General features: G+C 66.0%; 16 protein-coding genes, 1 tRNA gene and 1 pseudogene. 6 read left to right on the plus strand and 12 right to left on the minus strand.

Annotated features, from left to right (window positions below):
- Positions 1–29 precede the first annotated feature (29 nt).
- Positions 30–106 (minus strand) — tRNA-Met (locus tag F3J20_RS29305).
- 241 nt (positions 107–347) lie between these two features.
- Here F3J20_RS29305 and xth point away from each other — a divergent pair.
- Positions 348–1,124, plus strand: coding sequence for an exodeoxyribonuclease III (gene xth, locus F3J20_RS29310; protein WP_167043276.1), 777 nt, complete (start codon positions 348–350; stop codon positions 1,122–1,124).
- A 108-nt stretch (positions 1,125–1,232) separates the two neighbouring features.
- Here xth and F3J20_RS29315 read toward each other — a convergent pair whose 3' ends face one another.
- The 4 genes from F3J20_RS29315 to glnA all read right to left on the minus strand — a co-directional run bounded on the left by F3J20_RS29315 (position 1,233) and on the right by glnA (position 7,883).
- On the minus strand, positions 1,233–3,380 hold the full coding sequence (locus F3J20_RS29315; RefSeq protein WP_167285600.1) for a prolyl oligopeptidase family serine peptidase: 2,148 nt from the start codon (positions 3,378–3,380) through the stop codon (positions 1,233–1,235).
- 180 nt (positions 3,381–3,560) lie between these two features.
- Positions 3,561–5,096, minus strand: a complete 1,536-nt coding sequence (ntrC, locus tag F3J20_RS29320; protein ID WP_167285601.1) for a nitrogen regulation protein NR(I) — start codon at positions 5,094–5,096, stop codon at positions 3,561–3,563.
- A gap of 41 nt (positions 5,097–5,137) precedes the next feature.
- Positions 5,138–6,280: a nitrogen regulation protein NR(II) gene (gene glnL, locus F3J20_RS29325; protein ID WP_167043282.1), complete on the minus strand. Its 1,143-nt coding sequence runs from the start codon at positions 6,278–6,280 to the stop codon at positions 5,138–5,140.
- Positions 6,281–6,467: 187 nt separating this feature from the next.
- Positions 6,468–7,883 carry a type I glutamate--ammonia ligase gene (gene glnA / locus F3J20_RS29330; protein WP_167285602.1) on the minus strand — a complete coding sequence of 472 codons (1,416 nt, stop codon included), beginning with the start codon at positions 7,881–7,883 and terminating at the stop codon, positions 6,468–6,470.
- Positions 7,884–8,350: 467 nt separating this feature from the next.
- Between glnA and F3J20_RS29335 the strand changes: the two genes are divergently transcribed.
- Positions 8,351–8,815, plus strand: a complete 465-nt coding sequence (locus tag F3J20_RS29335; protein WP_167043286.1) for a rhodanese-like domain-containing protein — start codon at positions 8,351–8,353, stop codon at positions 8,813–8,815.
- A 313-nt stretch (positions 8,816–9,128) separates the two neighbouring features.
- Here F3J20_RS29335 and F3J20_RS29340 read toward each other — a convergent pair whose 3' ends face one another.
- From F3J20_RS29340 to F3J20_RS29355, 4 genes are all read right to left on the minus strand, one after another.
- Positions 9,129–9,965: a molybdopterin-binding protein gene (locus F3J20_RS29340; protein WP_167043287.1), complete on the minus strand. Its 837-nt coding sequence runs from the start codon at positions 9,963–9,965 to the stop codon at positions 9,129–9,131.
- Between the two features lie 20 nt (positions 9,966–9,985).
- Complete coding sequence (locus F3J20_RS29345) at positions 9,986–10,819, minus strand: EI24 domain-containing protein (protein ID WP_167285603.1); 834 nt, start codon at positions 10,817–10,819, stop codon at positions 9,986–9,988.
- A 214-nt stretch (positions 10,820–11,033) separates the two neighbouring features.
- A complete protein-coding gene (locus F3J20_RS29350; RefSeq protein ID WP_167043291.1) occupies positions 11,034–12,032 on the minus strand; it encodes a sterol desaturase family protein in 999 nt (332 codons plus the stop codon).
- A 61-nt stretch (positions 12,033–12,093) separates the two neighbouring features.
- A complete protein-coding gene (locus F3J20_RS29355) occupies positions 12,094–13,113 on the minus strand; it encodes a beta-propeller fold lactonase family protein (protein WP_167043293.1) in 1,020 nt (339 codons plus the stop codon).
- Between the two features lie 508 nt (positions 13,114–13,621).
- On the opposite strand from F3J20_RS29355, the gene F3J20_RS29360 reads away from it, so the two are divergent.
- Entirely contained in the window at positions 13,622–16,000 is a 2,379-nt protein-coding gene (locus F3J20_RS29360; protein WP_240162951.1) for a YadA family autotransporter adhesin, read from the plus strand.
- A 250-nt stretch (positions 16,001–16,250) separates the two neighbouring features.
- On the opposite strand, the gene hrpA is transcribed toward F3J20_RS29360, so the two are convergent.
- Positions 16,251–21,047, minus strand: a complete 4,797-nt coding sequence (hrpA, locus tag F3J20_RS29365; protein ID WP_167285605.1) for an ATP-dependent RNA helicase HrpA — start codon at positions 21,045–21,047, stop codon at positions 16,251–16,253.
- Positions 21,048–21,070: 23 nt separating this feature from the next.
- Here hrpA and argA point away from each other — a divergent pair, with 23 nt between their 5' ends.
- From argA to proP, 3 genes are all read left to right on the plus strand, one after another.
- Positions 21,071–22,459 (plus strand): amino-acid N-acetyltransferase, encoded by a 1,389-nt coding sequence (gene argA, locus F3J20_RS29370; protein ID WP_167043299.1) that lies wholly within the window; start codon positions 21,071–21,073, stop codon positions 22,457–22,459.
- 98 nt (positions 22,460–22,557) lie between these two features.
- A complete protein-coding gene (locus tag F3J20_RS29375) occupies positions 22,558–22,830 on the plus strand; it encodes an oxidative damage protection protein (RefSeq protein WP_167043301.1) in 273 nt (90 codons plus the stop codon).
- A 796-nt stretch (positions 22,831–23,626) separates the two neighbouring features.
- On the plus strand, positions 23,627–25,090 hold the full coding sequence (gene proP / locus F3J20_RS29380) for a glycine betaine/L-proline transporter ProP (protein ID WP_167043303.1): 1,464 nt from the start codon (positions 23,627–23,629) through the stop codon (positions 25,088–25,090).
- A gap of 350 nt (positions 25,091–25,440) precedes the next feature.
- Here the strand turns inward: proP and F3J20_RS29385 are convergent, their stop codons facing one another.
- The gene (locus tag F3J20_RS29385) at positions 25,441–25,929 is read right to left on the minus strand and encodes a metallophosphoesterase family protein (RefSeq protein ID WP_345889945.1); all 489 of its coding nucleotides are present in this window, start codon (positions 25,927–25,929) and stop codon (positions 25,441–25,443) included.
- A gap of 151 nt (positions 25,930–26,080) precedes the next feature.
- Positions 26,081–26,509 (minus strand): annotated as a pseudogene (locus tag F3J20_RS29390) (hypothetical protein); the annotation flags it as partial.

The following is a 26,509-nucleotide window of genomic DNA, read 5'->3' on the forward strand; positions in this document are numbered from 1 at the left end:
GCAAAAATGCTGTAACCCTTTGATTTGACTGGTTGCGGGGGTAGGATTTGAACCTACGACCTTCGGGTTATGAGCCCGACGAGCTGCCAGACTGCTCCACCCCGCGTCCGTCGAAGAAAAGATTATATCGGGGCATTCACAAAACGTCAAATGTTCACAAAGGATATTTAGCATCGACGCGCCTTGGTCCGCGCGCGGCGCTCTCCCGAATCGCCCGACACCCCGCACGCGCGGCAAGACGCCGGCGACTACACCCGCGAGCGACATCGGCGGACACACCGGCGGCCCTCTCCACAGCGCCCGCCCGCGCACGATAAGATGCGGGACTACTGGAATACGAGGCCGTCATGAAAATCGCCACCTGGAACGTCAATTCCCTCAAAGTCCGCCAGCAACACGTGATCGACTGGCTCGCGAGCAGCGGCGTCGACGTGCTGTGCCTGCAGGAACTGAAACTCACCGACGACAAATTCCCGCGCGCCGAACTCGAGGCAGTCGGCTACCGCAGCTGGTACGCGGGGCAGAAAACCTATAACGGTGTCGGCATTCTGGTGCGCGAAGGCTTGCACGTCGACGAAAGCAGCATCGTGCGCAATATCCCCGGTTTCGAGGACCCGCAGCAACGCGTGATTGCGGCGACCATCGAAGGCGTACGCATCATCTCCGCATACTTCCCGAACGGCCAGGCGCCGGGCACCGAAAAATTCGCCTACAAACTGCGCTGGCTCGACGCACTGCACGCGTGGCTCGCGACCGAGATAAGCACGCATCCGAAGCTCGCTCTGCTGGGCGACTACAACATTGCGCCCGACGATCGCGACGTGCACGATCCGAAGGCATGGGAAGGCCAGAATCTCGTGTCGCCCGAAGAACGCGCGGCATTCGTGCAGTTGATCGGCCTCGGTCTGTTCGATGCATTCCGTCAGTTCGAGCAGCCGGAAAAAATCTATTCGTGGTGGGACTACCGGATGATGGCGTTCCGCCGCAATGCGGGACTGCGCATCGACCACATCCTGCTGTCGAAAGCGCTCGCCGATACCTGCACCGCCTGCGACGTCGACAAGGTGCCGCGCAAATGGGAGCAGCCTTCGGATCACGCGCCGGTTTTCGCGCAGCTGGGTTGAGGGTGAGCGACAAGCATTGAACGCAGCGAGGCAGCGCCGGATCATGCCTCACTGCCTTACGCTTCCTGCTTTACCCCTACCCCACTCACCTCGGCCGCGACCCCAGCACTACCTGCCCTCGATATCCGCATCAGCGACTGCCTCGCCACCCAACACGCCCCACAAAAACCCGAACACCATCGCATCGTGCCCGGCCTGCTCCAGTTCATCGGAGCCGCCGTGGCCGCCCTCCGTATTCTCGCGATACCACACGTTGTCCACGCCGAGCGCCTGCATGCGCGCGGCCATCTTGCGCGCGTGGCCGGGATGCACGCGATCGTCGGCGGTCGAGGTCGTGAACAGCACGGGCGGATAGGCAACGCCCGCCGCGACGTTGTGATATGGCGAGTACGCGGCCAGTACGCGCGCTTCGCCGGGTTCGTCCGGGTCGCCGTATTCGTCGATCCATGACGCGCCCGCATGCAGCAGGTGATAGCGGCTCATATCGAGCAACGGCACCTCGCACACGACGGCGCCGAACAGCTCGGGCCGCTGCACCATGCAGGCGGCCACCAGCAGGCCGCCGTTGCTGCCGCCCTGAATGCCGAGTTGCGCGGCGCTCGTTACGCCGGTGTCGATCAGCGCCTTCGCGACCGCGATGAAATCGTCGAACGCGCGCTGCCGATGCTCTCCTTGCGCCGCCATATGCCAGCGCGTGCCGAACTCGCCGCCGCCGCGAATATGAGCGACCACGTACACGCCGCCGCATTCGAGCCAACCGATGCCCTGCCCGGTCAGATAGCTCGGCAGCAACGGAATCGCGAAGCCGCCATAACCGCTCAGCAGACAAGGACGGGCAATCGGGCGTGCTTCGTCCTGCTTCGGCGCGATCACCGTGTAGGGCACACGCGTGCCGTCGGCCGACACCGCATGCCCGAGCGTCACCGTGCAATGCGTTGCGTCGAACTGCGTCGGCCAGCGGTCGAGCAATTCCCATTCGCCAGGATCGCCAGGCTCGTCGCGCGCGAGGTCGATGAGCCAATAGGCCGGCGGTTGCAGATAGTCGTCGGTATCGACGAATACTTCGTCGTTGAGCGTCGCTTCGACCGGCGACACGTCGACCTGCGCATCGCCGTGCGACTCGAATACGCGCTCGCGCCAATGCCATGTCCGGTCGTTGCCTGAGGTCGACGTTGGCGTTGGCGTCCAGATCAGCGTCTTGCCGCGCACGTCGTCGAGATAGGACACGATCAGATGATGGCGCGTATGCGACCACTCGCAGGCCGAGGTCAACGGCGTCGGCACGAACAGCGGCGTCACCTCGCGCTCGCCGCGCAAAAACGCGTCCTCGCGAATCGCGAGCAGCGCACCGCCCGGATAGTGCGCACCCTTGCCTGCCCCACCACACGCCCAGTCGAGCCGTGGTTCGAGCAGCAGCCAGCCTTGCCACGCGCCCACCGCAACGTGCGCGGGCACGTCATAGCGATGCCATGCATCGGTTGCGCCGTCGAGGTAGTAGGTGTGCGAATCGAAGAAATCGACGCTGCTCGTCACCGTGTGGCGACCTTCGAGCGGATCGTAATGCGCTTCCACGCCGATATCGCCGAACTCGCCGCGAAACACCACGGGCGCATCGGCCAGCGCGGTGCCGCGCGTCCAGCGCCGCACCTCGCGCGGATAACCCGAGCGCGTCAGCGTCTTGCGGCCGTTGTCCCAGCCGACGTAAAGCGTATCGCGATCGATCCACGATGCCGTGTGCTTGCCCGCCTTCGCAATCGCGAAGCCCGCGTCGACAAAGCATCGCGCCTCGATGTCGAACTCGCGCACGACGAGCGCATCCGAGCCGCCCGGCGACATCGTGATCAGCGCGCGGTCGCCGTCGGGATAAAGGATGTCGAGGTCGACGCAGACCCACGGCGTTTTTTCGGCGGCGCCGAGCGCGTCGAAGTCGAGCAGGTTCTGCCACACCGGCGCGCCGCTGCGCCACGCCGACCATGCGGTGCGTCGCCAGATACCGCGCGGATTGCGCTCGTCCTGCCACAGATCGTAGGCCCACTCTCGCCAGCGATCGGGAATCACCGGGCGCTCGCGCGGCAGATACGCGTCGGCAAGGCGCTGCCGCAGCGTGTCGAACGGCTTGCCGCTGCACCACGCGGCGCGCGTACGCGCATTCTGCGCTTCGACCCACCCGAGCGCATCAGGGTCGTCGAGCGCTTCGAGCGACAGGAAAGGATCGGGGGAAAGCGGCCACTGGAAGGAAGCGGAAGAAGCAGGCATCGTCGGCTGTCGAATGGAAACAGCGTCGATTATGCCTTGGGAGAGCGTGCGGCCGATTTGCCGAAAGCTCTCCCCAAAACGACGAAGGCGGCTCGCGCCGCCTTCGTCTGCCATGCGTCATTGCCTAATTGAACGCCCAATGAGCACTCAATGAGCGCCCGATGTGCACTCGACGCGCGCTCAAGGCTCGAGATTCAGCTCCTGAATCTTGCGCGTAATCGTATTGCGGCCGATCCCCAAACGTTCGGCCGCCTCGACCTTGCGGCCGCGCGTGAAGTCGAGCGCCTCGCGAATCACCGCGGCTTCGAAGCGGCGCGCGAGTTCGTCCATCACGTCCGCCGCGTTTTCGCGCAGCATGCGCGCGACTTCGGTACGCAAGCCGCCTTCCCACGCGCTCAACGCAGCCGCCACCGCCACACCCGCAGCGCCGAGCGGATGCACGGCACTGGGGTTCGCACCAGCGAGCGGCGCCCCGCCCGCGAATCCGGCACCTGGCGCAACAGCGGCACCATCCATCGCAGCGGCCGCGCTCGCGCCGGCGGCATCGCCTGCCGCAACCTGCACGGGACCAAGATCGGGCGGCAGATCCTTGATCTCGATCGTCTGCGCGGGCGCCATCACCGTGAGCCAGTTCGCGAGATTTTCGAGTTGCCGCACGTTGCCCGGAAACGGCAGTGACGCAAGATACGCGAGCGCTTCATCCGAGACCCGCTTCGGCTCGACGCCGAGATCGCGCGCGCTCTTCTGCAGGAAGTGCCGCGTGAGCAGCGGAATGTCCTCGCTGCGCTCGCGCAAGGCCGGCAAGCGCAAACGAATCACATTGAGCCGATGGTACAGGTCCTCGCGAAACAGCCCCTGACGCACGCGCGCTTCGAGGTTCTGATGCGTCGCCGCGATCACGCGCACATTCGAGCGCAGCGGATTATGGCCGCCCACGCGATAGAACTGCCCGTCCGACAGCACGCGCAACAAACGCGTCTGCAGATCGAACGGCATGTCGCCGATTTCGTCGAGAAACAGCGTGCCGTTCTCGGCCTGCTCGAAGCGCCCCTGGCGCATCGCCTGCGCGCCCGTGAACGCGCCGCGCTCGTGGCCGAACAGTTCGGACTCCAGCAGATCCTTCGGAATCGCGGCCGTATTCAGCGCGATGAAGGGACCGTTCGCGCGTGGGCTATGCCGGTGCAACGCGCGCGCAACCAGTTCCTTCCCGGTGCCCGATTCGCCAGTAATGAGCACGGTCGCCGCCGAATGCGACAGACGGCCGATCGCGCGAAACATGTCCTGCATCGCGGGCGCCTGGCCGAGCATCTCGGGCGCTTCGGCGACGCGCTCGTCCCACGTCTGCTCGCCGCGCATGCTTTCGTCGACCGCGCGGCGAATCAGCTCGACCGCCTTGTCGATGTCGAACGGCTTGGCGAGATATTCGAACGCGCCGCCCTGAAATGCGGCGACCGCGCTATCGAGGTCCGAGAACGCGGTCATGATGATGACGGGCAAGCCCGGCACCTTGTCGCGCACGGTTTGCAGCAATTCGAGCCCCGAGCCGCCCGGCATGCGGATGTCGGAGACCAGCACCTGCGGGCTGTCGTGATCGAGCGCGGCCGACGCTTCGCGCACGTTCGCGAAACTGCGCGTCGCGAAGTTTTCGCGGGCGAGCGCTTTTTCGAGCACCCAGCGAATCGATTGATCGTCGTCTACTATCCAGATCGGCTTCATATAGGTCGGTCAGAAGTCTTGAAATGCATGGAGTATCTGCATCAGCAGTCGAGCGGCAGCAGAATCTGAAACTCGGTATGGCCCGGCCGGCTATCCACTTCGATCAGGCCGTCGTGCTGCTGCACGAAGGTCTGCGCGAGCGTGAGACCGAGACCGCTGCCGTCCTCGCGCCCCGACACGAGCGGATAGAAAATGCGGTCGCGAATCTCTTCGGGAATGCCGGGGCCGTTGTCGACGATATGCAAGTCCAGTGCCAGTTTGCACAGGCGCTTCGAGATCGTGACCTTGCGCGCGATGCGCGTGCGCAGCTCGATGCGCGCATCGCCCTGCGAGATGCGCTCGCGCAATGCCTCGGCCGCGTTGCGCACGATGTTCAGCAGCGCCTGGATCAACTGCTCCTTGTCGCCGCGCAAATCCGGCACGCTGACGTCGTAATCGCGCGCGATCGTGAGGCCGCGCGGAAACTCCGCGAGAATCACCTGGCGCACGCGCTCGCACACCTCGTGAATGTTCACGTCGCCGACGATATGCGGATGCCGGTGCGGCTCCAGCAAGCGGTCGACGAGCGTCTGCAGCCGGTCCGACTCCTTGATGATGACCTGGGTGTACTCGCGCAATTCGTCGCGCTGCCGCTCGCCGAGTTCGAATTCGAGCAGTTGCGCGGCGCCGCGGATGCCGCCGAGCGGATTCTTGATCTCGTGCGCGAGATTGCGGATCAGTTGCTTGTTGACGGCCGTGAGGTCGTTGATGCGCTCCTCGCGGTCGGTGCGCAGATGCCGCTCGTTCTCGAACAGCTCGAGCAGCACGTAGTCCTGCGCGCTTTCCAGAAAGCCGACGATCGCATGCACGTGCAGCGGCTCGTGGCCCGGTCGTTCGAGCACGGCATCGAGATGCGTCGCGTGAAAACGGTGCGCGGCGATCGCGGTGATCGTCGCGACCAGTTCGTCCGCGTTCGAGAAGATGTCGGGCCACGCCATCTGCGTCAGTTGCCGGCGCGACATTTCGAGCATCGACTCCGCCGACGGATTCGCGAACGCGACGCGCAGCGTGCGCTTGTCGAGCACCAGCACGACGGTCGGCAGCGCCTCGAAGCCCGGCAGCAATCCGGAACTCACGAGCTGCGGATCGTCCGACAGCGTCTGTTCGTGTCCTTTCCTTGCCTTGATCAGATTCTTGAGAACCATCTTGCAGTCCGGCCGGTAGGAGAGCGTGAGAGGTCGGGGGATGGCTTCGGCTTGCCCTTGCGGGGCTGCCCGCCTTTGTTCCGCCCGCGCCCTAACGAAAAAGGGACGGCGCCGCCGTCCCTTCGTGACCGATCGCGAGCGTCGGGCAAAGCGCTTCGCCGGGTGACGGGCGAAGCGCCATGACCGCTTACAGCGAGTAGTACATTTCGAATTCGATCGGATGCACCGACTGACGATAGCGTTGCAGCTCGCCCGTCTTCAGTTCGATGTACGCGTCGAGCATCGAATCCGTGAACACGCCACCGCGCGTCAGGAACTCGCGGTCCGCGTCGAGCGCGTCGAGCGCCTGGTCGAGGCCGGCGCACACGGTCGGGATCTTGGCATCCTCTTCCGGCGGCAGGTCGTACAGGTTCTTGTCGGCGGCTTCGCCCGGGTGAATCTTGTTCTGCACGCCGTCGAGACCCGCCATCATCAGCGCGGAGAAGCACAGGTACGGATTCGCCAGCGGGTCCGGGAAGCGCGTTTCGATACGGCGGCCCTTCGGGTTCGACACGTGCGGAATACGGATCGATGCCGAACGGTTGCGAGCCGAGTAAGCAAGCTTGACCGGCGCTTCGAAGTGCGGCACGAGACGCTTGTACGAGTTCGTACCCGGGTTCGTGATCGCGTTCAGCGCGCGAGCGTGCTTGATGATGCCGCCGATGTAGAACAGCGCGAATTCCGACAGGCCGGCATAGCCGTTGCCCGCGAACAGATTCTGGCCGTCCTTCCAGATCGACTGGTGAACGTGCATGCCCGAACCGTTATCGCCGACGATCGGCTTCGGCATGAACGTCGCCGTCTTGCCGTACGTGTGCGCGACGTTGTGGATGATGTACTTCATCTGCTGCAGCCAGTCGGCGCGCTGCACGAGCGTCGAGAACTTGGTGCCGATTTCGTTCTGGCCCTGGCCCGCCACTTCGTGGTGGTGCACTTCGACCGGAATGCCGATCTGTTCGAGCAGCAGGCACATTTCCGAGCGGATGTCCTGGAACGTGTCGACCGGCGCGACCGGGAAGTAGCCGCCCTTCGTGCCCGGACGGTGGCCGGTGTTGCCGCCTTCGAATTCCTTCGCCGACGACCACGGTGCTTCTTCCGAACCGATCTTGACGAAGCAGCCCGACTGATCCGTGTTCCACTGGACCGAGTCGAAAATGAAGAATTCCGGTTCCGGACCGAAGAAGGCCGTGTCGCCGAGGCCCGAGCTCTTCAGGTACGCTTCGGCGCGCTTCGCGAGCGAGCGCGGGTCGCGCTCGTAGCCCTTGCCGTCGGCCGGTTCGACGACGTCGCAGGTCAGCACGAGGGTCGATTCTTCGAAGAACGGGTCGATGAAGGCCGCGTTCGCGTCCGGGATCAACAGCATGTCCGATGCCTCGATGCCCTTCCAGCCGGCAATCGACGAACCGTCAAACGCATGGCCGCTTTCGAACTTGTCTTCTTCGAATGCCGACACCGGCACCGAAACGTGCTGTTCCTTGCCGCGCGTGTCGGTGAAACGGAAGTCGACAAACTTGACGTCCTCGTCCTTGACGAGTTGCATGACGTCGGCCACGGATTTACTCATAACCTATCTCCTGATTAACGAATTCGGCGGATTCAGCCGCCGCCCAATCTAGCTGACCCACCCCGGCGCGTCCACCCGAAAGAGGCTCGGACACGGTGAAAACCCGAAAAATCTGCGGGGCGAATCGATCGGCACCAATAAAGCAGCTTCTGTGCCATGTTTGCGAACCAGGCCGTCCGATCTGGCGCACAGCCTTGCTGCATCTGCGTTTGCCGGCGGCGGACACAGCCCGCGCCGGGCCGCCGCGCCATCCAGTAAAACTTGAATGCACCAGTTACGTGCATTCATCGGTTTGGCAACGACTCATTACTTCATTTTGGTGCATTCCATAGAAAATGCACCATTTTCGCGCATTCGTGACGCCACGGCAGTTGTCCGGGTGGTCGAGCGCCGCCGGCGCCCCGCACACCTGCGCGATATGCACCGCGCGCTAGAATGATCATTTGGTCCGAAGGAGATTGACGCTCATGAGCACGCTCGAACAGCTGTACGCGCAGGCGGACGCCCGCCGCACCGGGAATCAACTGCCTTACGCGGGCGCGGTATCGCCCGCCGAGGCGTTCGAGTTGCTGCAACTCGATCCGCGCACGCGTCTCGTCGACGTGCGCACGCGTGCCGAACTCGACTGGGTCGGCCGGCCGGTTATCGGCGATGGGCAATACGCGCATGTCGAATGGACGCGTTATCCGGGCGCGGTGCCCAATCAGGAATTCATGCAGCAACTCGCGCAGGTGGCATCGCCCGATACGCCGGTGCTGTTCCTGTGCCGCAGCGCCGCGCGCTCGAAGCTCGCCGCGATCGCCGCGACCCAGGCCGGCTTCACCAAGGCGTACGACCTGCTGGAAGGTTTCGAAGGCGACAAGGACGGCCAAGGGCATCGGAAGACGGTGTCGGGCTGGTGTTTTCGCGGGTTGCCGTGGATCGGCGCCTGAAGGCCCGCGCTCTGGAAGCTGACGGGCCGCGCTTCGGCTGCGGTGAACCCGTGGCCTGACACGGCGCGAGGGCGGCCGGCCGCTCGCCGCCTGAAGTCCCGGGCGCCGCGGGAAGCCGCGCGCCGAGCCTGCACATGGTCGAGGTTCAATGTGACAGGCCAATGATTCGCGAGCGGCCCGATATGCGTCTTGTCGAATGCCCCGGGGCACGGGTTGAACTGCTCGCCATCACATCGCAGCCGCAGCGCGAGTGATGGCGGAGAGTTCAGCCGCCGCGATTCGGCCCACCCTCAGCCCACTACTCGCCCGCCGGTCACTTGCCCGGCTTCGCCGTCGCGGCCGCCACCTCGGGCTCGACGATATCGCCGCCGAGCAGATGCACGCCTTCGCGCAGCTTCACGAACGCCGCGGCCACCGCTTCCGGCTCGCCCTTCACGCCGAGATCGATGTGATGCCGCGCATAGACGCCGCCGCGCTCCGCGTCGCCGACGCTCGGCAGGCTGAACACGCGCACGCCCGGAAAATCGCCTTCGATTTTCTCCATCAGCGGCGTGAGGCGCGACTCCGGCAACTCGAACACGAGCAGCGACTTCTCCGCATGCGGCATGGCGTGATGCAGGTGTGCGTACTGCGTATCGAGCACCCATTCGATCATCGGCCAGGCCATCACCGGAAAGCCCGGCACGAAATAATGCTGGCGGATCGAAAAGCCCGGAATCTTGTTGTAGCCGTTCGGAATGATCTCGGCGCCCTGCGCAAACGTGCCCATGTTCAGGCGATGCCGGTTTTCGGGCGTGTTCAGATCGAGCGGCGCCGGCGAGTTCGCCGGATACATGTCGCGGATGCGCTCCTGGATCAGCCGCGCGGCGTCCGGATGCAGTTCGAGCGGCACGCCGAGCGCGGCCGCCGCGCATTGGCGCGTGTGATCGTCAGGCGTCGCGCCGATGCCGCCGGTCGAGAAAACGATGTCGCCCGAGTCGAACGTGCGCCGCAGCGTCGCCGTGATGCGCTCGGGGTCGTCGCCGACGTACTCGGCCCAGCCGAGCGACAGCCCGCGCGCGCCGAGCAATTCGATGACCTTCGGCAGATGCTTGTCGACACGCCTGCCCGAGAGGATTTCATCGCCAATGATGATAACGCCAAATGCCATTGCGGCCTCTTCTTGTTGGATCAATAGGGAACCGGCGCGCTCCGGCGCACGCCGCCATGCTCTTCCGCCCGCATGCGCTGCAGCGCGCGCAGGCAGTAGTAGCCGAACCACAGCGCCGAGAACACGAGGATGAACGCGTAAATCCAGATCGTCACCGCGGTGATCACCGGGAACAGCACGATCAGCCAGACCGACGACGCCCACAGCAGCGTCGGCAGCGAGCCGAGCAGACCGCTCGCGACGCCGATCAGCAGCAGCGGCAGCCGATGGCGCCGCACGAGTTCGCGCCGCTCCTCAGGTGTCGCGTGCAGGGCCAGCGCGTCGTAGCTCATGACACGATAAGTCAGCCAGCCCCACAGGAGCGGCGGAATCAGCGCGAAGAACGGCGGCACGAGCCACAGCGGCAGCGTGACGATCAGCAGCACGAGACACACGAGCGTGGCCCACAACGCCTGGCCGAGGCTACCGTACCACGTTCCGCCGCGCCGCATTTCGAGCCCGGCGAACTGGCGGTCCGCGAGAAAGCGGATCGCGGCCGGCATCGACAGCATCGCGATCAGCAGCAGCACCGTGACGACGATCAGCGGAATCGCCACCGCGATCACGATGAACGGTGCGATCACCGCATGCAGGGTCGAAAAGCCGAGCCAGTCGAACAGATGGTAAAGCGTCGCGGTGAAAGACCAGTCGTCGAGCCACGTACGGGTCGCGCCCGTGAGCGTCTGCCAGAAAAACCACAGGGCCACGCCCCAACTGACCGTCGCGACAATGAACGGTTTGAAGGTCAGCCAGAGCATGCGCGGATGGAACGCGCTGGCGAGCGCGCGCCCGAACGAGCGCAACAGATCATTCATGCGAACCGGTGCCTGCGAACGAAACGGTGAAAGAGAAATCGCGCCGGCGCCGACCCGACATACCGGGAAGCCGGCGCGTGCGCGCGAACGTGGACAGGATAAACCAGCAGGACGCACCGCCGGGAGAAGCCGGCGGTGCGAGTAAGCGTGCCCGGACAGGCGTCGGGTGGGTTCAGGCGGATCGGGCCGCGCCGGCGGTCCAACGCGGGCGAACTCAAACCGCGGCGGCGTCGTTGCCGGGCGCGCGGCGCTTCGGCGCGAGCCGTCGCGCAATGCGCACGAAGGCAAGCCAGTGCTGCGCCCAGAAACCCTCGCCGTAACGGCGGCCTTCGAGCTGGTCGCGGATGCCGGTCGGCTCCATCTCGCGATTCCACGAGGCGCTGCCGAACAGCATGTCCCACCACGGAAACAGCACGCCGAAGTTGCAGCCGTACTGGAGCCCTTCGTGACCGTAGCCGATCGCATGATGGCGGCGATGAAACGTCGGGCTGACCAGCAGCCGCTCGCCGAGCCAGCCGAAATACAGGCGGATGTTCGCGTGCTGCACGCTCTGTGCGAGATTCGTGATCGCGACGAGCACGACGAACTGCGACGGCGGCACGCCGATCACGAGCGCGATCACCGCGAAGAACGAGGCCTGCAGCAGATCGTCGAGCAGATGGTTGCGGTCGTCGGCCCACAGCGACATCTGCCGCTGGCTGTGATGCACCGCGTGCAGTTCCCACCACACGCCGATGCGGTGCTGCCAGCGGTGATACCAGTAGCCGGCGAAGTCGAGCACGAGCAGATACATCACGAACGTGACGAGCGGCTGCGTGGTCACGCCGGGCCACAGATTGTCGAAATTGACGTTCGCGATGCCGCGCATGCGCAGCCAGCCCTGCACGTTGTCGAAGAACGGCTGCAGCGCGAAGAAAAAGAACAGGTTGAGAATGCCGAGCTTGGCGATCCACGTGTAGAGCACGTCGACGCGCACCGCCTTGCGGTTGTCCCACCGCTCGACCGGGCGCAGCGCCTCGAGCGGCCGCAGGAGCGCGTACATCGCCAGCACCTCGAACACGCCGACGATGACCCAGTACAGGCTGTCGTACGTGTCTTCGTCGTAGTCCATCAGGTCGAAGCGGTACAGCAGCGGCTGCACCACGTCGACGTACAGCCAGGTTTGCACGGCCGAGACGAAGCTGTCGAGCGAAGAGAAAATCAGATGGAACATGGTGCTGGCCTGGTTGCTTCGTGAGGTTGCCGCATCCGGTCACGCCGCCGCGCGGGCTCCCTCAGGCTCCATTCGGCGCGGTGACCGGCGCGCGATTGAAGAAGTAGATGCCGTGCGGCGAGCGGCCGACCGCGATGGTCTGGATCAGCTTGCGCGTGTTCAGGTCGATGATGCCGACGTGCTTCGCAAAGCGGAACGTAACCCACAGATAGCGTTTGTCGGCCGAAAGTTCCATGTCGTCCGGCCCCGGCATCAGACCGGTGATGTCGCCGACATTGGTGAGCGTGTCTTCGTCGATGATGCTGATCGTGCTGGCGACGCGGTTCGACACCGCAACGTGCCGGCCGTCGTCGAGCGAGCGGAAGTTGTGCGCGCCCTTGCCCGTGTGGATCGTCTTCACGACCTTCTGGTTGCGCCAGTCGACCACCGCCACGTAGTCCTCGCCGGTCATGCCGACGAGCAGGTATTTCTCGCCCGGCGTCATCCACAGGCCCGCCGGCACCTTGCCGACCTTCATCTTCCATTTCACGGTTTGCGTGGCCAGGTCGATCGCAGCGAGCTCGCCCGAGACCTGCAGCGTGACGAACACCGTCCTGCTGTCGTTCGTGAACGCCATGTGGCTCGGCATGACCGCGAGCGGCAGGCGCGACGCCAGCGTCATCTGGTTCTTCTGGCTGTCGTAGTGATAGATGTCGAGGCGGTCGAGCCGCAGGCCGGTCGTGACGAGCCACTTGTGGTCGGGCGAAAAGCCGATCTGATACGGGTCTTCGATGTTTTCGACCCAGCGCTGCACCTGGCCCGACTTCGGATCGACGAACATCAGGTTGTTCGACACCGAATTGGCGACGATCAGCGAAGAATTGTCCGGCGTGACCATCAGGTGGTGCGGTTCCTTGCCGGTCGGCACGGTGCCGACGACCTGGTGGCTGTTCTCGTCGATCAGGCTCAGCGTGGCTTCGCCGGAATTGAGCACGATCACGTTATTGGCGTGGGCCGCCGGAGAAAAAAAGCCTGCTGCGGCGACCAGCGCCGCGCCCGCGGCAAACGTTGCTGTCAAGCCGGGAAGAAAAAAATTACGCATGAAAACTCGCTTCGGAGAACAACCGTCATTGTAGAACGTTTGCCGGGCCGAGCGGTTGACTCAGGTCGCCACGAGACGCCGTGAAAATGAAGGGCGCGATGCGTCGCGACGGCTTGCGTGCATTTCGGAATCCTCTGATATCCAGGCGCCCCTGCGAGACCGGACACTTCTTCTCAGCGCACGGGCACCGGCGTTCGCGCCGGTGCTCTTCCAGACGCTTACCCCATCAACCCAGGCGCGTGACGCGGGGGCTCGGGCACACCCGCACGCAAGCGCAGACGGACGGGCCTGAAGCACCTTGTCAGGCACCGTGCGCTTCCGCCTTGCCTGTTGTCGGGATTGACCGGAGCCATCAAACGGGCCGAACGGACCGAGCGGACCGGTCGCGCCCGATTGATTCGCGTGCCGCGCGCCAAACCATAACGTAGAGGTTGCATTGACGAGTAAAAACCTGGTAGTGATTTGCCGTACCGCGTCGCACCCGGCGCCGGCCGCTTTGGAAGCCGCTTTGAAGACCGATCCGCAGGCCGCCCCCTTCACCGGAAACCGTCTGTCGACGCGCAGAAAAACCACCGCGCGGGCCCTGCAGGGCGCGGCCGGTATCGCAGTGGCCGCGGCGGCGCTCTACGCCGCAGACGCGGCGGCCGCCATCAATACGGTTCAATCCGACACCGCCAGCGCCACGGGCAATTTCGCGGTCGCCATCGGCGACGCGGCCAATGCGAACGGCGACGCCGCAGTCGCGGTCGGACGGCAGGCCAGCGCGCAGAGCAACGGCGCGACGGCGCTCGGCTTGTCCGCCAATGCGCAAGGCCAGGCCAGTCTTGCCCTGGGCCAGGGCAGCGTCGCGCAAGGCGACAGTTCCAGCGCCGTCGGCATGAACGCAAGCGCTGAGGCGGACCGTTCCACCGCCGTGGGCATCAACGCCACCGCGCTCGGTATCGATTCGATCGCGGCCGGTTCGGCCGCGACGGCGGCGGGCGACGCCACCTCCGCATTCGGCGCCTTTGCCAACACAGCGGGCTTCGGCTCCACCGCGCTCGGATACGCGGCAACGGCGAACGGCAACAACGCGTTCGCAGCCGGACTCCTCGCCTCGGCCAGCGCGGACTCCAGCATTGCGATCGGCGCTCATGCCGCCGTCAGCGGTGTGAGCGGCGTCGCACTCGGCGCGGCCGCACAGGCAAGCGGCGGCAATGCGAGCGCGATCGGCCCGGGCTCCGTGGCCTCGGGCAGCAATGCCATTGCGCTCGGTTACAACGCGAACGCAAGCGCCGACAACAGCGTCGCACTGGGCGCAAATTCGAGCACCACCGCGGACCTGTCCCAAAGCGCCTATGCGCCGGCGGGAACCGGCGCGACAGCGATTGCGGCGCCCGTCGCAACCGGCGAAGTCTCGCTCGGCTCGGCCGGCAACGAGCGCCGCCTGACGAATGTCGCGGCAGGCGCGGCGCCCACGGACGCCGTCAACGTCAGCCAGTTGAGCGCGGTCGACGGCAAGGTCGATGCGCTGGCACAAAGCAGCAGCCAGCATTACTTCAAGGCCGACGATCCCGCGGACGGCTCCGACGACGCCGTCGCCGACGGCACGCACGCGCTGGCGGCCGGCAGCAACGCGAACGCAACGGGCGCCGACGCGGCAGCCTTCGGCGCGAGCGCCAGTGCGAACGGCACCGCCACGACGGCGCTCGGCGCGCAAGCCACGGCCAGCGCGACGAACGCGACCGCGGTCGGTGCGTCCTCGTCGGCCTTCGGTGCCGACGCAACCGCGCTCGGTGCGTATTCCGTCGCGAACGGCGCCGGTGCGATCGCCCTCGGCTACGGGGCCAGCGCAACGGCCACCAATGCGGTGTCGCTCGGCTATAACGCGAGTGCGCTGGCCCCGAACTCCGTCGCGCTCGGCCAGGGGTCGGTTGCGGATCGCGCGGGCGCGGTGTCGGTCGGCTCCGCGGGCAACGAGCGCCAGATCACGAACGTGGCCGCCGGTACCGCCGACACCGACGCGGTCAACGTCGCCCAGTTGAAGGCGGTGAGCGACCAGAGCGCGGCGACGGCCGCGAAGCTCGACGGAGCAGTCATGTACGACACGAACGCCGACGGCAGCGCCAACCGCAACAGCGTCACGCTCGGCGGCGACCCGGCAAGCGGCACCGTGATTCACAACGTCGCCGACGGCGTGCTGGCGTCCGACGCGGTCAACCTCGGTCAGTTGAACTCGGCGCTCAGCGGTGCGATCAGCAACGCGGTGGCCGACTCGGCCAACCCGCTTTTCAGCGCGGACGGCGACCGCAATAGCGAAGCCGCGGTGGCGTCGGGCACGCACGCGGTCGCAGTCGGCGCCAACGCGCAGGCGACCGCGGCGAACGCAACCGCCATCGGCGCAAACGCCGTCGCCGGCGGCAACCAGGCCACCGCGCTTGGCGCGGCCGCGAACGCGAGCGCCGACAACTCGGTGGCGCTTGGCCAAGGCTCGGTTGCGGATCGGGCGAACACAGTGTCGGTCGGCGCGGCAGGCCAGGAGCGTACGATCGCCAACGTCGCGGCCGGCGTGCAAGGCACCGACGCGGTCAACGTCAATCAACTGCAGCAAGGCATGGGCGGCGCGGTCAGCCAGGCCAACCATTACACCGACGACCAGATCCGCTCGGCACGCCGCGACGGATACGGCGGCACGGCAACCGCCCTCGCGATGGCCGGCTTGCCACAAGCGGTCTTGCCGGGACGCGGCATGGTTGCCGTGGCGGGCGGCACTTACGGCGGGCAGTCGGCGGTGGCGCTCGGTGTGTCGCAGCTATCGAATACCGGCAAATGGGTCTACAAGGTCCAGGGCAGCGCGGACTCGCGTGGCCAACTCGGTGCCTCGATCGGTGCGGGGATGCACTGGTAGCAGGAATGGCTTAGGGCTTCGAGCGGGGTGCGTCGGGATAATCGACCGCCCCGGTTATCACAGCCGCGCAGACAGCGAGTGGTCATAGCGGCACCCAGGCACGCAATGACGGCACGGCCAGCGCGTGACATCGCTCCCACAAGCGTCACGCGCTAGTCGTTGCGCGCGGCGATTCACTCGCACAGCGTGAATCGCGCGCGACGCTCCCAGACAGCGTCCGGCATGCCACCACATGCGCCACGCCCTGCCCTCACCGCTGCATCGACTCCCAGACCTTGTACAGGCGCTTGACCGAAACCGGCATCGGCGTGCGCAGCTCCTGTGCAAACAGCGAGATCCGCAACTCCTCGAGCAGCCAGCGGAATTCGGCGAGACGCGGGTCCAGCACACCGCCGCGCTGCGACACCGCGCGCTGGTAGTGCTGCAGCAGCGGCTGGAATTCGGCGAATTGCCGGGCGTCGCGTGTCTGGTCCGCGCGCAGCTTGTCGATGCGCAGCGCCATCCCCTTCAGGTAGCGCGGGAAATGCGCAAGCTGCGCATACGGCGTATCGACCACAAAACGCTTGCCAACCAGCGCATCGAGCTGGCTCTGCAAATCGGCATAGGCGGCCGCGAACGGCTTCGCTTGCAGCAGCTTCTTCGTCAAGCTCGCGTATTCGCCGAGAATCTGCCCGACGAGCCGCGAGATTTCCTGCGCGAGCAGCGTGAGGCGGCTGCGGCCTTCGTCGCGGCGCGTGTGGAAACTCGCGTCGTCGTCAGGCAGCGGGTCTTGCAGGCAAGCGCGGTCGAGCGCGGTGTCGATCAGTTGATCGCGCAATTCCTCCTGCGTGCCGCGCGGCATGAACTGCATCGCCATCTCGCGCAGCCCCGGCAGGTTTTTCTCCAGGTACTTGATCGGCTCCTTCAGTTGCAGCGCGAACAGCCGGCGCAATCCCGCGCGATGAATCCGTGCTGCTTCTTCAGGCGAATCGAACACCTCGACGTCGCAATGCGTGCCGCGATCGACGAGCGCCGGATAGCCGAACAGCGTCTGACCGCCACGGCGAATTTCCAGCAGTTCGGGGAGCTTGCCGAAATTCCACGTCGTCAGTTTTTCATACAGCGCCGTGCCCGCCGCACTCTCCTGCGGCGCGGTCTGCGGAACCGCGGCCGCCCCCTTGCCGCGTGGCGTGCCGCCCGCGTTCGAATCGACGGCTTGCGCGGGCGGTGCCACACCGCCGCCGCCGGCATCGGCCAACGCCGCGCCCGCCGCGCTCGACACGAGCTTCTGGAAATGCTGCTGCGCCTGGCCGCCGAGTTCGGCGCGCAGTTGCGAGAGATTGCGGCCCATCGCGAGCTGCCGCCCGTGCTCGTCGACGACCTTGAAGTTCATGAACAGATGCGCGGGCAGCGTCTCGAGTTTGAAGTCGGACTGCTTCATCGCGACCTGGGTCTGCTCGCGCACGTCGGCGATCAGCGCTTCGAGCAGACCGCCCGCGCCGAAACGCTGCGCGCCGTGCCGGTCGGCGAAACCGGCCGCGTATTCGGGCAGCGGCACGCAATGACGCCGCAGCTTCTGCGGCAACGACTTCAGCAACAGTTGCGCTTTCTCCTTGAGCATGCCCGGCACGAGCCATTCGCAGCGGCGCGCGTCGACCTGATTCAGCGCAAAGAGCGGCACCGCGAGCGTCACGCCGTCGCGCGGCGTGCCCGGCTCGAAGTGATAGGTGAGCGCCATCTCGATGCCAGCCATCGTCAGCCGCTTCGGGAACAGGTCGGTCGTGACGCCGGCCGCTTCGTGCCGCATCAGATCATCGCGCGACAGGTACAGCAGGCGCAGCTTGTCCTCCGGCTGGCCGCTCTGTTTGACCTCGTCGCGACACCAGCGCTCGAACGACGCGCCGGTGTAAATGCCGTCCGGCAGCGCCTGATCGTAGAACGCGAAAATCAGCTCGTCGTCGACCAGCACGTCCTGGCGGCGCGACTTGTGTTCGAGCTGTTCGATGTCGGCGAGCAGCTTGCGGTTGTGCGCGAAGAACGCGAGCTTCGTCTCGAACTCGCCTTCGACGAGCGCGCCGCGAATAAACAGCTCGCGCGCGCGCGCCGGGTCCTGCTTGCCGAAGCTCACGCGCCGCCGGTGATAGATCGGCAGCCCGTACAGCATCGCGCGCTCGAACGCGGACACCTGCGCCGCGCGCTTTTCCCAGTGCGGCTCGGAGAGCGATTTCCTGAGCAGGTGCGCGCCGACCTTCTCGACCCACTCGGGCTCGATCTTCGCGATACAGCGCGCGTACAGGCGGCTCGTCTCGACGAGCTCGGCGGCCATCACCCACTTGCCGGCCTTTTTCACGAGCGCCGAGCCGGGCCACAGGTAGAACTTGATGCTGCGCGCGCCGAGATAGTACGGCTCGTCGTCGGCCTTGAGACCGATATTGCCGAGCAGGCCGGTCAAGAGCGCGAGATGGATCTGCTCGAAGGTCGCTTCGGCGTCGTTCAGGCGCCAGCCGTGCTCGCGCACCACAGTCAGCAATTGCGAGTGAACGTCGCGCCATTCGCGCAAGCGCAACTGCGACAGAAAGTTCTTGCGGCACTCGTCCTGCAACTGCCGGTTCGACTTCTTGTGCGCGATCGCTTCCTCGAACCAGTTCCAGATTCTCAGCCATTGCAGAAACTCGGAACGCTCGTCGGCAAAGCGGCGATGCGCCTGGTCGGCCTGCTCCTGCGCCTCGATCGGCCGGTCGCGCGGGTCCTGCACGGACAACGCGCTCGCGATGATCAGCACTTCCTTCAGCGCCTGCTGGTCGCGCGCGGCCAGAATCATGCGGCCGACGCGCGGATCGAGCGGCAGGCGCGCGAGTTCGCGGCCGAGCGGCGTGAGGCGGTTGTCGTCGTCGACGGCGCCGAGTTCGTTGAGCAGCTGGTAGCCGTCGGAAATCGCGCGGCCCGGCGGCGGCTCGATAAACGGGAAGGTTTCGATCGCCGTCAGATGCAGCGACTTCATGCGCAGAATCACCGAGGCGAGCGACGAGCGCAGAATTTCCGGATCGGTGAAGCGCACGCGGCCCTGGAAGTCGCTTTCCTCGTACAGGCGAATGCAGATGCCGTCGGCCACGCGGCCGCAACGCCCGGCGCGCTGGTTCGCGGCGGCCTGCGAAATCGACTCGACCTGCAACTGCTCGACCTTGTTGCGATACGAGTAGCGCTTCACGCGCGCGAGCCCGGTGTCGACCACGTAGCGGATGCCCGGCACCGTCAGCGAGGTTTCGGCGACGTTGGTCGCGAGCACGATGCGGCGCGCGTTCGAGGTGCGGAACACGCGCTCCTGCTCGGCCGCCGACAGCCGCGCGAACAGCGGCAGAATTTCCGTATGCGGCGGATGATGCTTGCGCAATGCCTCGGCCGCGTCGCGAATCTCGCGCTCGCCGGGCAGGAAGACGAGCACGTCGCCGGGGCCTTCGCGGCACAGTTCGTCGACGGCGTCGACGATCGCTTCCATCAGATCGCGGGCGGTCTCGCGCTGGGTTTTCGGCCGCTCGCGCCCGGACGGCCCGGACTGTCCAGACGATGACGCCGTACCCTGCGCCGCCTTCACCGCCGGGCTGTCCTCGACGATCGGCCGGTAGCGCACCTCGACCGGATAGAGACGCCCGCTCACCTCGATCACGGGCGCGGGTCGGTCCTCGCTGCCGAAATGGCGCGCGAAGCGGTCGGCGTCGATCGTCGCCGAGGTCACGATCAGCTTCAGGTCGGGGCGCTTCGCGAGAATTTCCTTCAGGTAGCCGAGCAGGAAATCGATGTTCAGGCTGCGCTCGTGCGCCTCGTCGATAATCAGCGTGTCGTACGCCTTGAGCAGCGGATCGGTCTGCGTTTCGGCGAGCAGGATACCGTCGGTCATCAGCTTGACCGACGCGCCCGGCGCGAGGTTGTCGTTGAAGCGCACCTTGTAGCCGACCACTTCGCCGAACGGCGTGCCGAGTTCTTCGGCGATGCGGCGGCCCGTCGCCGACGCGGCGATCCGGCGCGGCTGCGTATGGCCGATCAGACCCGTGCCGCCCGCGCCGAGGCCGCGGCCGAGCGCGAGGCAGATTTTCGGCAGCTGCGTGGTCTTGCCCGAGCCGGTTTCGCCCGAGACGATCACAACCTGATTCTGTGCAATGGCCCGCGCGATTTCGTCGCGACGGCCGGAGACCGGCAGCGCTTCGGGGAACGTGATCGGCGGAATCGGGTTCGGCTCGACGACGCGTGAAGGGCGCGGAGCGCGGGGTTCGCGTGGGTCACCTGTGCGAGGTTCGTTTGTACCGCTGGCTTCACGCGACCGATCCGGCTCGCGCAAATCGCCAGGGCGCTGCCCCTGCGTTCCACGTATTTCACGCGACTCACGTGCTTCATCGGCCCCACGAGGGTCGGTCGCACCGCCGGCTTCACGTGACCGCCCCGGCTCACGCATGTCGCCGCCCTGGCGTTGCCCGCGCGGTTCACGTGGCTCACGCTGCTCACGCGCCTCACCGGTCGCGCGATGTCCGCCCGTCCCACCTGTTCCGCGCGCTTCACCTTCCGCATGCGGCCGATGCGACTCCCGCCGCCCGTCGCCGCGCCCCTCATCGCGTCCGCCGCCGCTTTCGGCAGCGCCCACCGAAGACGACAATTTCTGCGCAGACATATCCGACGCGCGACGCGACTCACCGCTCGGCACCGGCGCATGGCCGTGCCGGGACTCACGCGCCCCGCCGCGCCGATCCCGCTCGGCGCCCGCAGCCGGAACAGCAGCGGCAGCCGGCGCAACCTTCCCCCGCTTCCCCTCATCGCCCTGTTTCACCTCGCCACCGCCCTCGTCGCGGCGCATTTCGCGCGCCGCCGACAAACTGCCTTTCAGCCCGGACAACTGCTCGGAAAGCGACGCAGACGATCGCTGCGCCTCGCCCCCTCGACGCAATTCGCGCGCCGCCTGCGATGCATCGGACTGCGTTTCCCGCGCAGGGGCGCGCGGCGCGTCGCCGGGGTTCGTCTGAGCGGCGGACGGCGCCGGATTCTCGTTCGCCGCAGCGGGGCTTTTGGGTACATTTGACATGGGGGCGCATTATAATCCCCGGCATGAATTCCCAAACCGACCTCGTCCCCGCGCCCGCGAACGGTCCGGCCCCCGCCGACTCGCCGGAAACCCTCGCCCAGCACGCGCAATTCGTCGACTGGATGCGTTCCGTCGCGCCTTATATCCACGCGTTCCGCAACAAGACGTTCGTTGTCGGTTTCGGCGGCGAAGTGGTGCATCAGGGACTCCTGAATGCGCTCGTGTCCGACATCGCGCTGTTGCAGGCAATGGGCATCCAGATCGTGCTCGTGCACGGTTCGCGTCCGCAGGTCGAAGAGCAGATGAGTCTGCACGGCGTCGAGTCCGAGTTTTCGCACGGCATGCGCATCACCGACGCGCATGCGCTCGAATCCGCGAAGGAAGCGGCCGGCGAAGTGCGCCTCGACATCGAGGCCGCGATCAGCCAGGGCTTGCCGAATACGCCGATGGCGCACGCGCACATCAGCGTGGTGTCGGGCAACTTCGTGACGGCGCGGCCGGTCGGCATTCTCGACGGCGTCGACTTCCAGCACACGGGCCTCGTGCGCAAGATCGACGCGGATTCGATCCGCCACTCGCTCGCGAGCCGCAAGCTCGTGCTGCTCTCGCCGCTCGGTTTCTCGCCAACGGGCGAGGCATTCAATCTGTCGATGGAAGACGTGGCCTCGGCCGCCGCGATCGCGCTGCGCGCCGACAAGATCGTCTTCCTGACCGAAACGCCGGGCCTCATGGGCGCCGGCGAGGAAAGCCCCGAACTGATCCACGAACTCTCGCTCGACGACGCCTACAAGCTGCACGAAAGCGGCGAAGTCACCGGCGACGCGGGTTTCTACCTCAAGCATTCGATCCGCGCCTGCCGCGGCGGCGTGCCGCGCGCGCACATCATCCCGTACGCGCTCGACGGCAGCCTGCTGCTCGAACTGTTCCTGCACGACGGCGTCGGCACGATGATCTCGTACGAGAACCTCGAAAGCCTGCGCGAAGCGACGCCGGATGACGTCGGCGGCATTCTCTCGCTGATCGAGCCGCTCGAAGCGGACGGCACGCTGGTACGGCGCGGCCGTCACCAGATCGAGCGCGACATCGACCATTTCTCGGTGATCGAGCACGATGGCGTGCTGTTCGGCTGCGCGGCGCTGTATCCGTATTCGCAGGAGCGCATCGGCGAAATGGCGTGCCTGACGGTCGCCCCCGAGGCGCAAGGCACGGGCGACGGCGAGCGTCTGTTGAAGCGCATCGAGCAGCGCGCGCGGGCACGCGGCCTCACGCGCATTTTCGTGCTCACTACGCGCACCGAGCACTGGTTCCTCAAGCGCGGCTTCGTCAAGGCCACGGTCGACGACCTGCCCGAAGACCGGCGCCGGCTCTACAACTGGCAGCGCAAGTCGCTCGTGCTGATGAAGCAGCTTTGAGCGGCTTACAGGCCTACGGCCCACTAGCCCACTGACCGGCCCCCGCCGCTCCCGACAGGCGTCTGCCCGCCCCAACACGATTACAGGAGAATCACAGCATGACTCGTATGGTTCAATGCACGAAGCTCGGCAAGGAAGCCGAAGGCCTCGATTTCCCGCCTCTGCCGGGCGAACTCGGCAAGCGGATCTACGAAAGCATCTCGAAGGAAGCCTGGCAAGGCTGGTTGAAGCAGCAGACCATGCTGATCAACGAAAACCGTCTGAACATGGCCGATCCGCGCGCGCGCCAGTATCTGATGAAGCAGACCGAAAAGTTCTTCTTCGGCGAAGGCGCGGATACGGCTTCGGGTTACGTGCCGCCCTCGGCGTAAGTCTGCCGCTTCCGGACCGGTTTGGTTGGCGGCGCGAGGATCGGCGCGCGCCGTCACCTAACCGGCCCATACCCACGCCGGTCCACAGAGCGGTATCGACACAGAAAATCCGCGCCGCGAGCGCGGATTTTTTTCGCCCTCTTTTCGCCCTCTTTTCGCCCTCTTTTCGTCCTCACCTCGTTGGCCTGTGGTCGGCCTGTCGCCGGCATGGCCCGCCAATGTTCTAAACAGTCCGTTTTTTACGACTGTTCCGACCCCGCCCAATCCCCCGCCCAGCAAGGGATGGCGCCATCCAACCGGCTCTCGCGGGGAGACCCGGTTTGCACGATCCTCTGCGATCGTGCTATCATGTGCTTCGTTTCAACAGCAATTCACCTTCATTCGCGCTCTTTTCAAGTTGGTTCGCCACGCTTTTTCCGCGCGTGCGGCATCCTGAATCGAGCTGTTTTTAAACAAGAAGGCTCGTCGGTCGTTTCCCCGCGCAAGCGGCAAATTCAAGATCGGCCTTTTTCGTTTCAAGCCTTCAGTGGCGCATGGGTCAGCTTCCGGCCAACCCGGCGTCCGTCATGCATCTGCCCCCCTTCCACGGCCACGCAGGTGCAACAGTCAGCATAATCTAGACGAGTGTTTTTTCGCGACATAGTCGCGGGGCATGGGCGTTTGCTTTGGTTCGCCGCCTCTTCCGCCACCGGATAACCGCCGCCGCGGAGGTCACCGCCTTGCTCGCGAAATTGCACTTCCAGCAACCGTGGCGGAACGCATCCCGAGTTTCGTCGCAGTCAGTGGAGTTATCACCTTGACCGCTTCCAGCAACGGCTTCTGGCGACATCACAAAAAAGAACAACGCCTCTCCCTCGACGACATCACCGTCGTCGACCACTCACTCCTCAAACGGGCCGTCGGCGCGATGGCGCTCGGCAACGCGATGGAATGGTTCGATTTCGGCGTGTACAGCTACATCGCCGTCACGCTCGGCAAGGTGTTCTTTCCGTCGTCGAGCCCGTCCGCGCAGCTGATCGCCACGTTCGGCACGTTCGCCGCGGCGTTCCTCGTGCGCCCGGTCGGCGGCATGGTGTTCGGTCCGCTCGGCGACCGCATCGGCCGTCAGCGCGTGCTAGCGATGACGATGATCCTGATGGCGGCCGGCACGTTCGCGATCGGCCTGATTCCCGACTACGCGACGATCGGCATTCTGGCGCCAGTGCTGCTGCTCGTCGCGCGTCTCGTGCAGGGCTTCTCGACCGGCGGCGAATACGGCGGCGCGGCGACCTTCATCGCCGAATTCTCGACCGACAAGCGCCGCGGCTTCATGGGCAGCTTCCTCGAATTCGGCACGCTGATCGGCTACGTGCTCGGTGCGGGCACGGTCGCACTGCTGAGCGCGGCGCTGCCGAGCGATGCGCTGCTCTCGTGGGGCTGGCGCGTGCCGTTCCTGATCGCCGGCCCGCTCGGCCTGGTCGGCCTCTATATCCGCATGAAGCTCGAGGAAACGCCCGCGTTCAAGAAGCAGGCCGAGCAACGCGAAGCCGAAGACCGCGCGCTGCCGAAGCAGTCGTTCAGCCAGTTGCTCGCGCAGCAATGGAAGCCGCTGCTGCTGTGCGTCGGCCTCGTGCTGATCTTCAACGTGACCGACTACATGGCGCTGTCGTATCTGCCGAGCTATCTGTCGGCGACGCTGAACTTCAACGAAACGCACGGCCTGTTCCTCGTGCTGCTCGTGATGGTTCTGATGATGCCGATGACGCTTGCCGCCGGCCGCCTGTCCGACACGGTCGGCCGCAAGCCGGTCATGCTGTTCGGCTGCGTGGGCCTGTTCGCGCTGTCGGTGCCGGCGCTGCTGCTGATCCGCATGGGCACGGTGCTGCCGGTATTCGCCGGCCTGATGATGCTCGGCATGCTGCTGTCGTGCTTCACGGGTGTGATGCCGTCGGCGCTGCCGGCGCTGTTCCCGACGAAGATCCGCTACGGCGCGCTCGCGATCGGCTTCAACATTTCGGTATCGCTGTTCGGCGGCACCACGCCGCTCATGACCGCATGGCTCGTCGAGCGGACCGGCAATCTGATGATGCCCGCGTACTACCTGATGGGCGCATCGCTGATCGGCATCGTGTCGGTGCTCGCGCTGCGCGAAACTGCGCGCAAGCCGCTGCCCGGCTCAGGTCCGAGCGTCGCGACGCGCGCCGAAGCCCACGCGGTGCTGCGCGGCGAGCGCGAAGCCGAGGAGATGGACGAGCGGTATGCGGCGGCGGCGCGTGCCTGATGGTGTGACTCGGGAGTAAGCCACGCGCGCTACAGCTACATGCCGATCGATTCATGAGCGGATGCGCGGTGCTGTTGAATACGGACCGCACGCACAAGCGAAGCTGTTCGCCGCCACGCAATTGATCTGCGATTACCCGCCGGCGTGAGTACATCACATGCGTGCACCACATGCAGCCGCGCGCCGACTCCATGGTCAAATCGCCAACCTCGGTAATCGAGTGCGTGGCCATCGCGCAGGCGCAACTGCCCGCGTTCAGCCCGGCGATGCGTGAGCGAGTGCTCCGCCCCCCCAGAAAGCAGTTCCCGCCAGACGAAAGCGGGCCGGTGACCTTCACCGGCCCGCTTTTTTTACGTCAGCAGCGCATCGAACGTCGCGCTGACCTGCTCGCCGTCGATAAGCAGCATGCCCGCGCACACCGGCAGCCTGAAACGTCGTGGCCCCGCGCTGCCGGGATTGACGAACAGCACGCCGTCGCGCTCGCCGATCGACGGTTTGTGCGAATGGCCGCTCACGACCACGGCGATGCCTTCGTCGCGCGGCGCGCAACCGAGGTCGGCGATATCGTGCACGACGAGAATCGTCACCTGCTGCACGATCAGCCGCGCGTGCGTCGGCAACGAAGCGGCCCAGTCGCCGGTATCGTTGTTGCCGCGCACCGCCGTGACCGGCGCGATCCGTGCGAGCGCATCGAGCACGTCCGGGTTGCAGATGTCGCCCGCGTGCACGATCGCGTCGCAGCCTTCGAGGTAGCGCAAAGCTTCGGGGCGCACGAGATTGTGCGTGTCGGAGATGAGCCCGATGCGGCTCGCGCGGGGGAAAGAGCGCACGGAGCGCACCTCGTCCGCACGCGAGGCGCTGCCCGCCGTGCCGGCGCGCCGATCGCCCGCATGGCGGTCCTGCAAGCCGATCTGGCGAGGCCGAAGCTGCGCATTCACCGATGGCGGGACGCCGGAAGAAGTCAGGTAATCGTGCATCGCCCGGCGTGCCTCACTCCGCCCGTGGCCCGGCGGCCACTTCGCGCGCCGCGCGCTCGCTGCGCGGTGCGGCGAGCATGCGCCGCGTCAAGCCCTGCACGACGACCGATACCACCGCCGCGCACGCGAAGCTCGCCGCCACGCCGTATTGCGGCAGCATCGTCGCGGTCACGGCGAAGAACGCCGCGAACGAGCCGCGCCCGATCACCATGCCGCGCGTCAGCCGCGCGACGAAGTCCGCGCCGTGCTCGCGCTGCGCCGACACCGCGAGCACGCTGCCGAGCAGCGGAAACACCGACAACACCCCGCTCCACGCCGCGCCCATCGAGGCCGACAGCGTGGTCACCGCGAGCGTCAACAGCGCGCCCGCCAGCATGCGGACGGCCAGATCGGCACGGCCGACGCGCGACGCCGGCACGCGCCCCGATGCACGCGGCAAACC

The organism is Paraburkholderia sp. Cy-641 (assembly GCF_011752945.1).
Classification (GTDB): Bacteria; Pseudomonadota; Gammaproteobacteria; order Burkholderiales; family Burkholderiaceae; genus Paraburkholderia.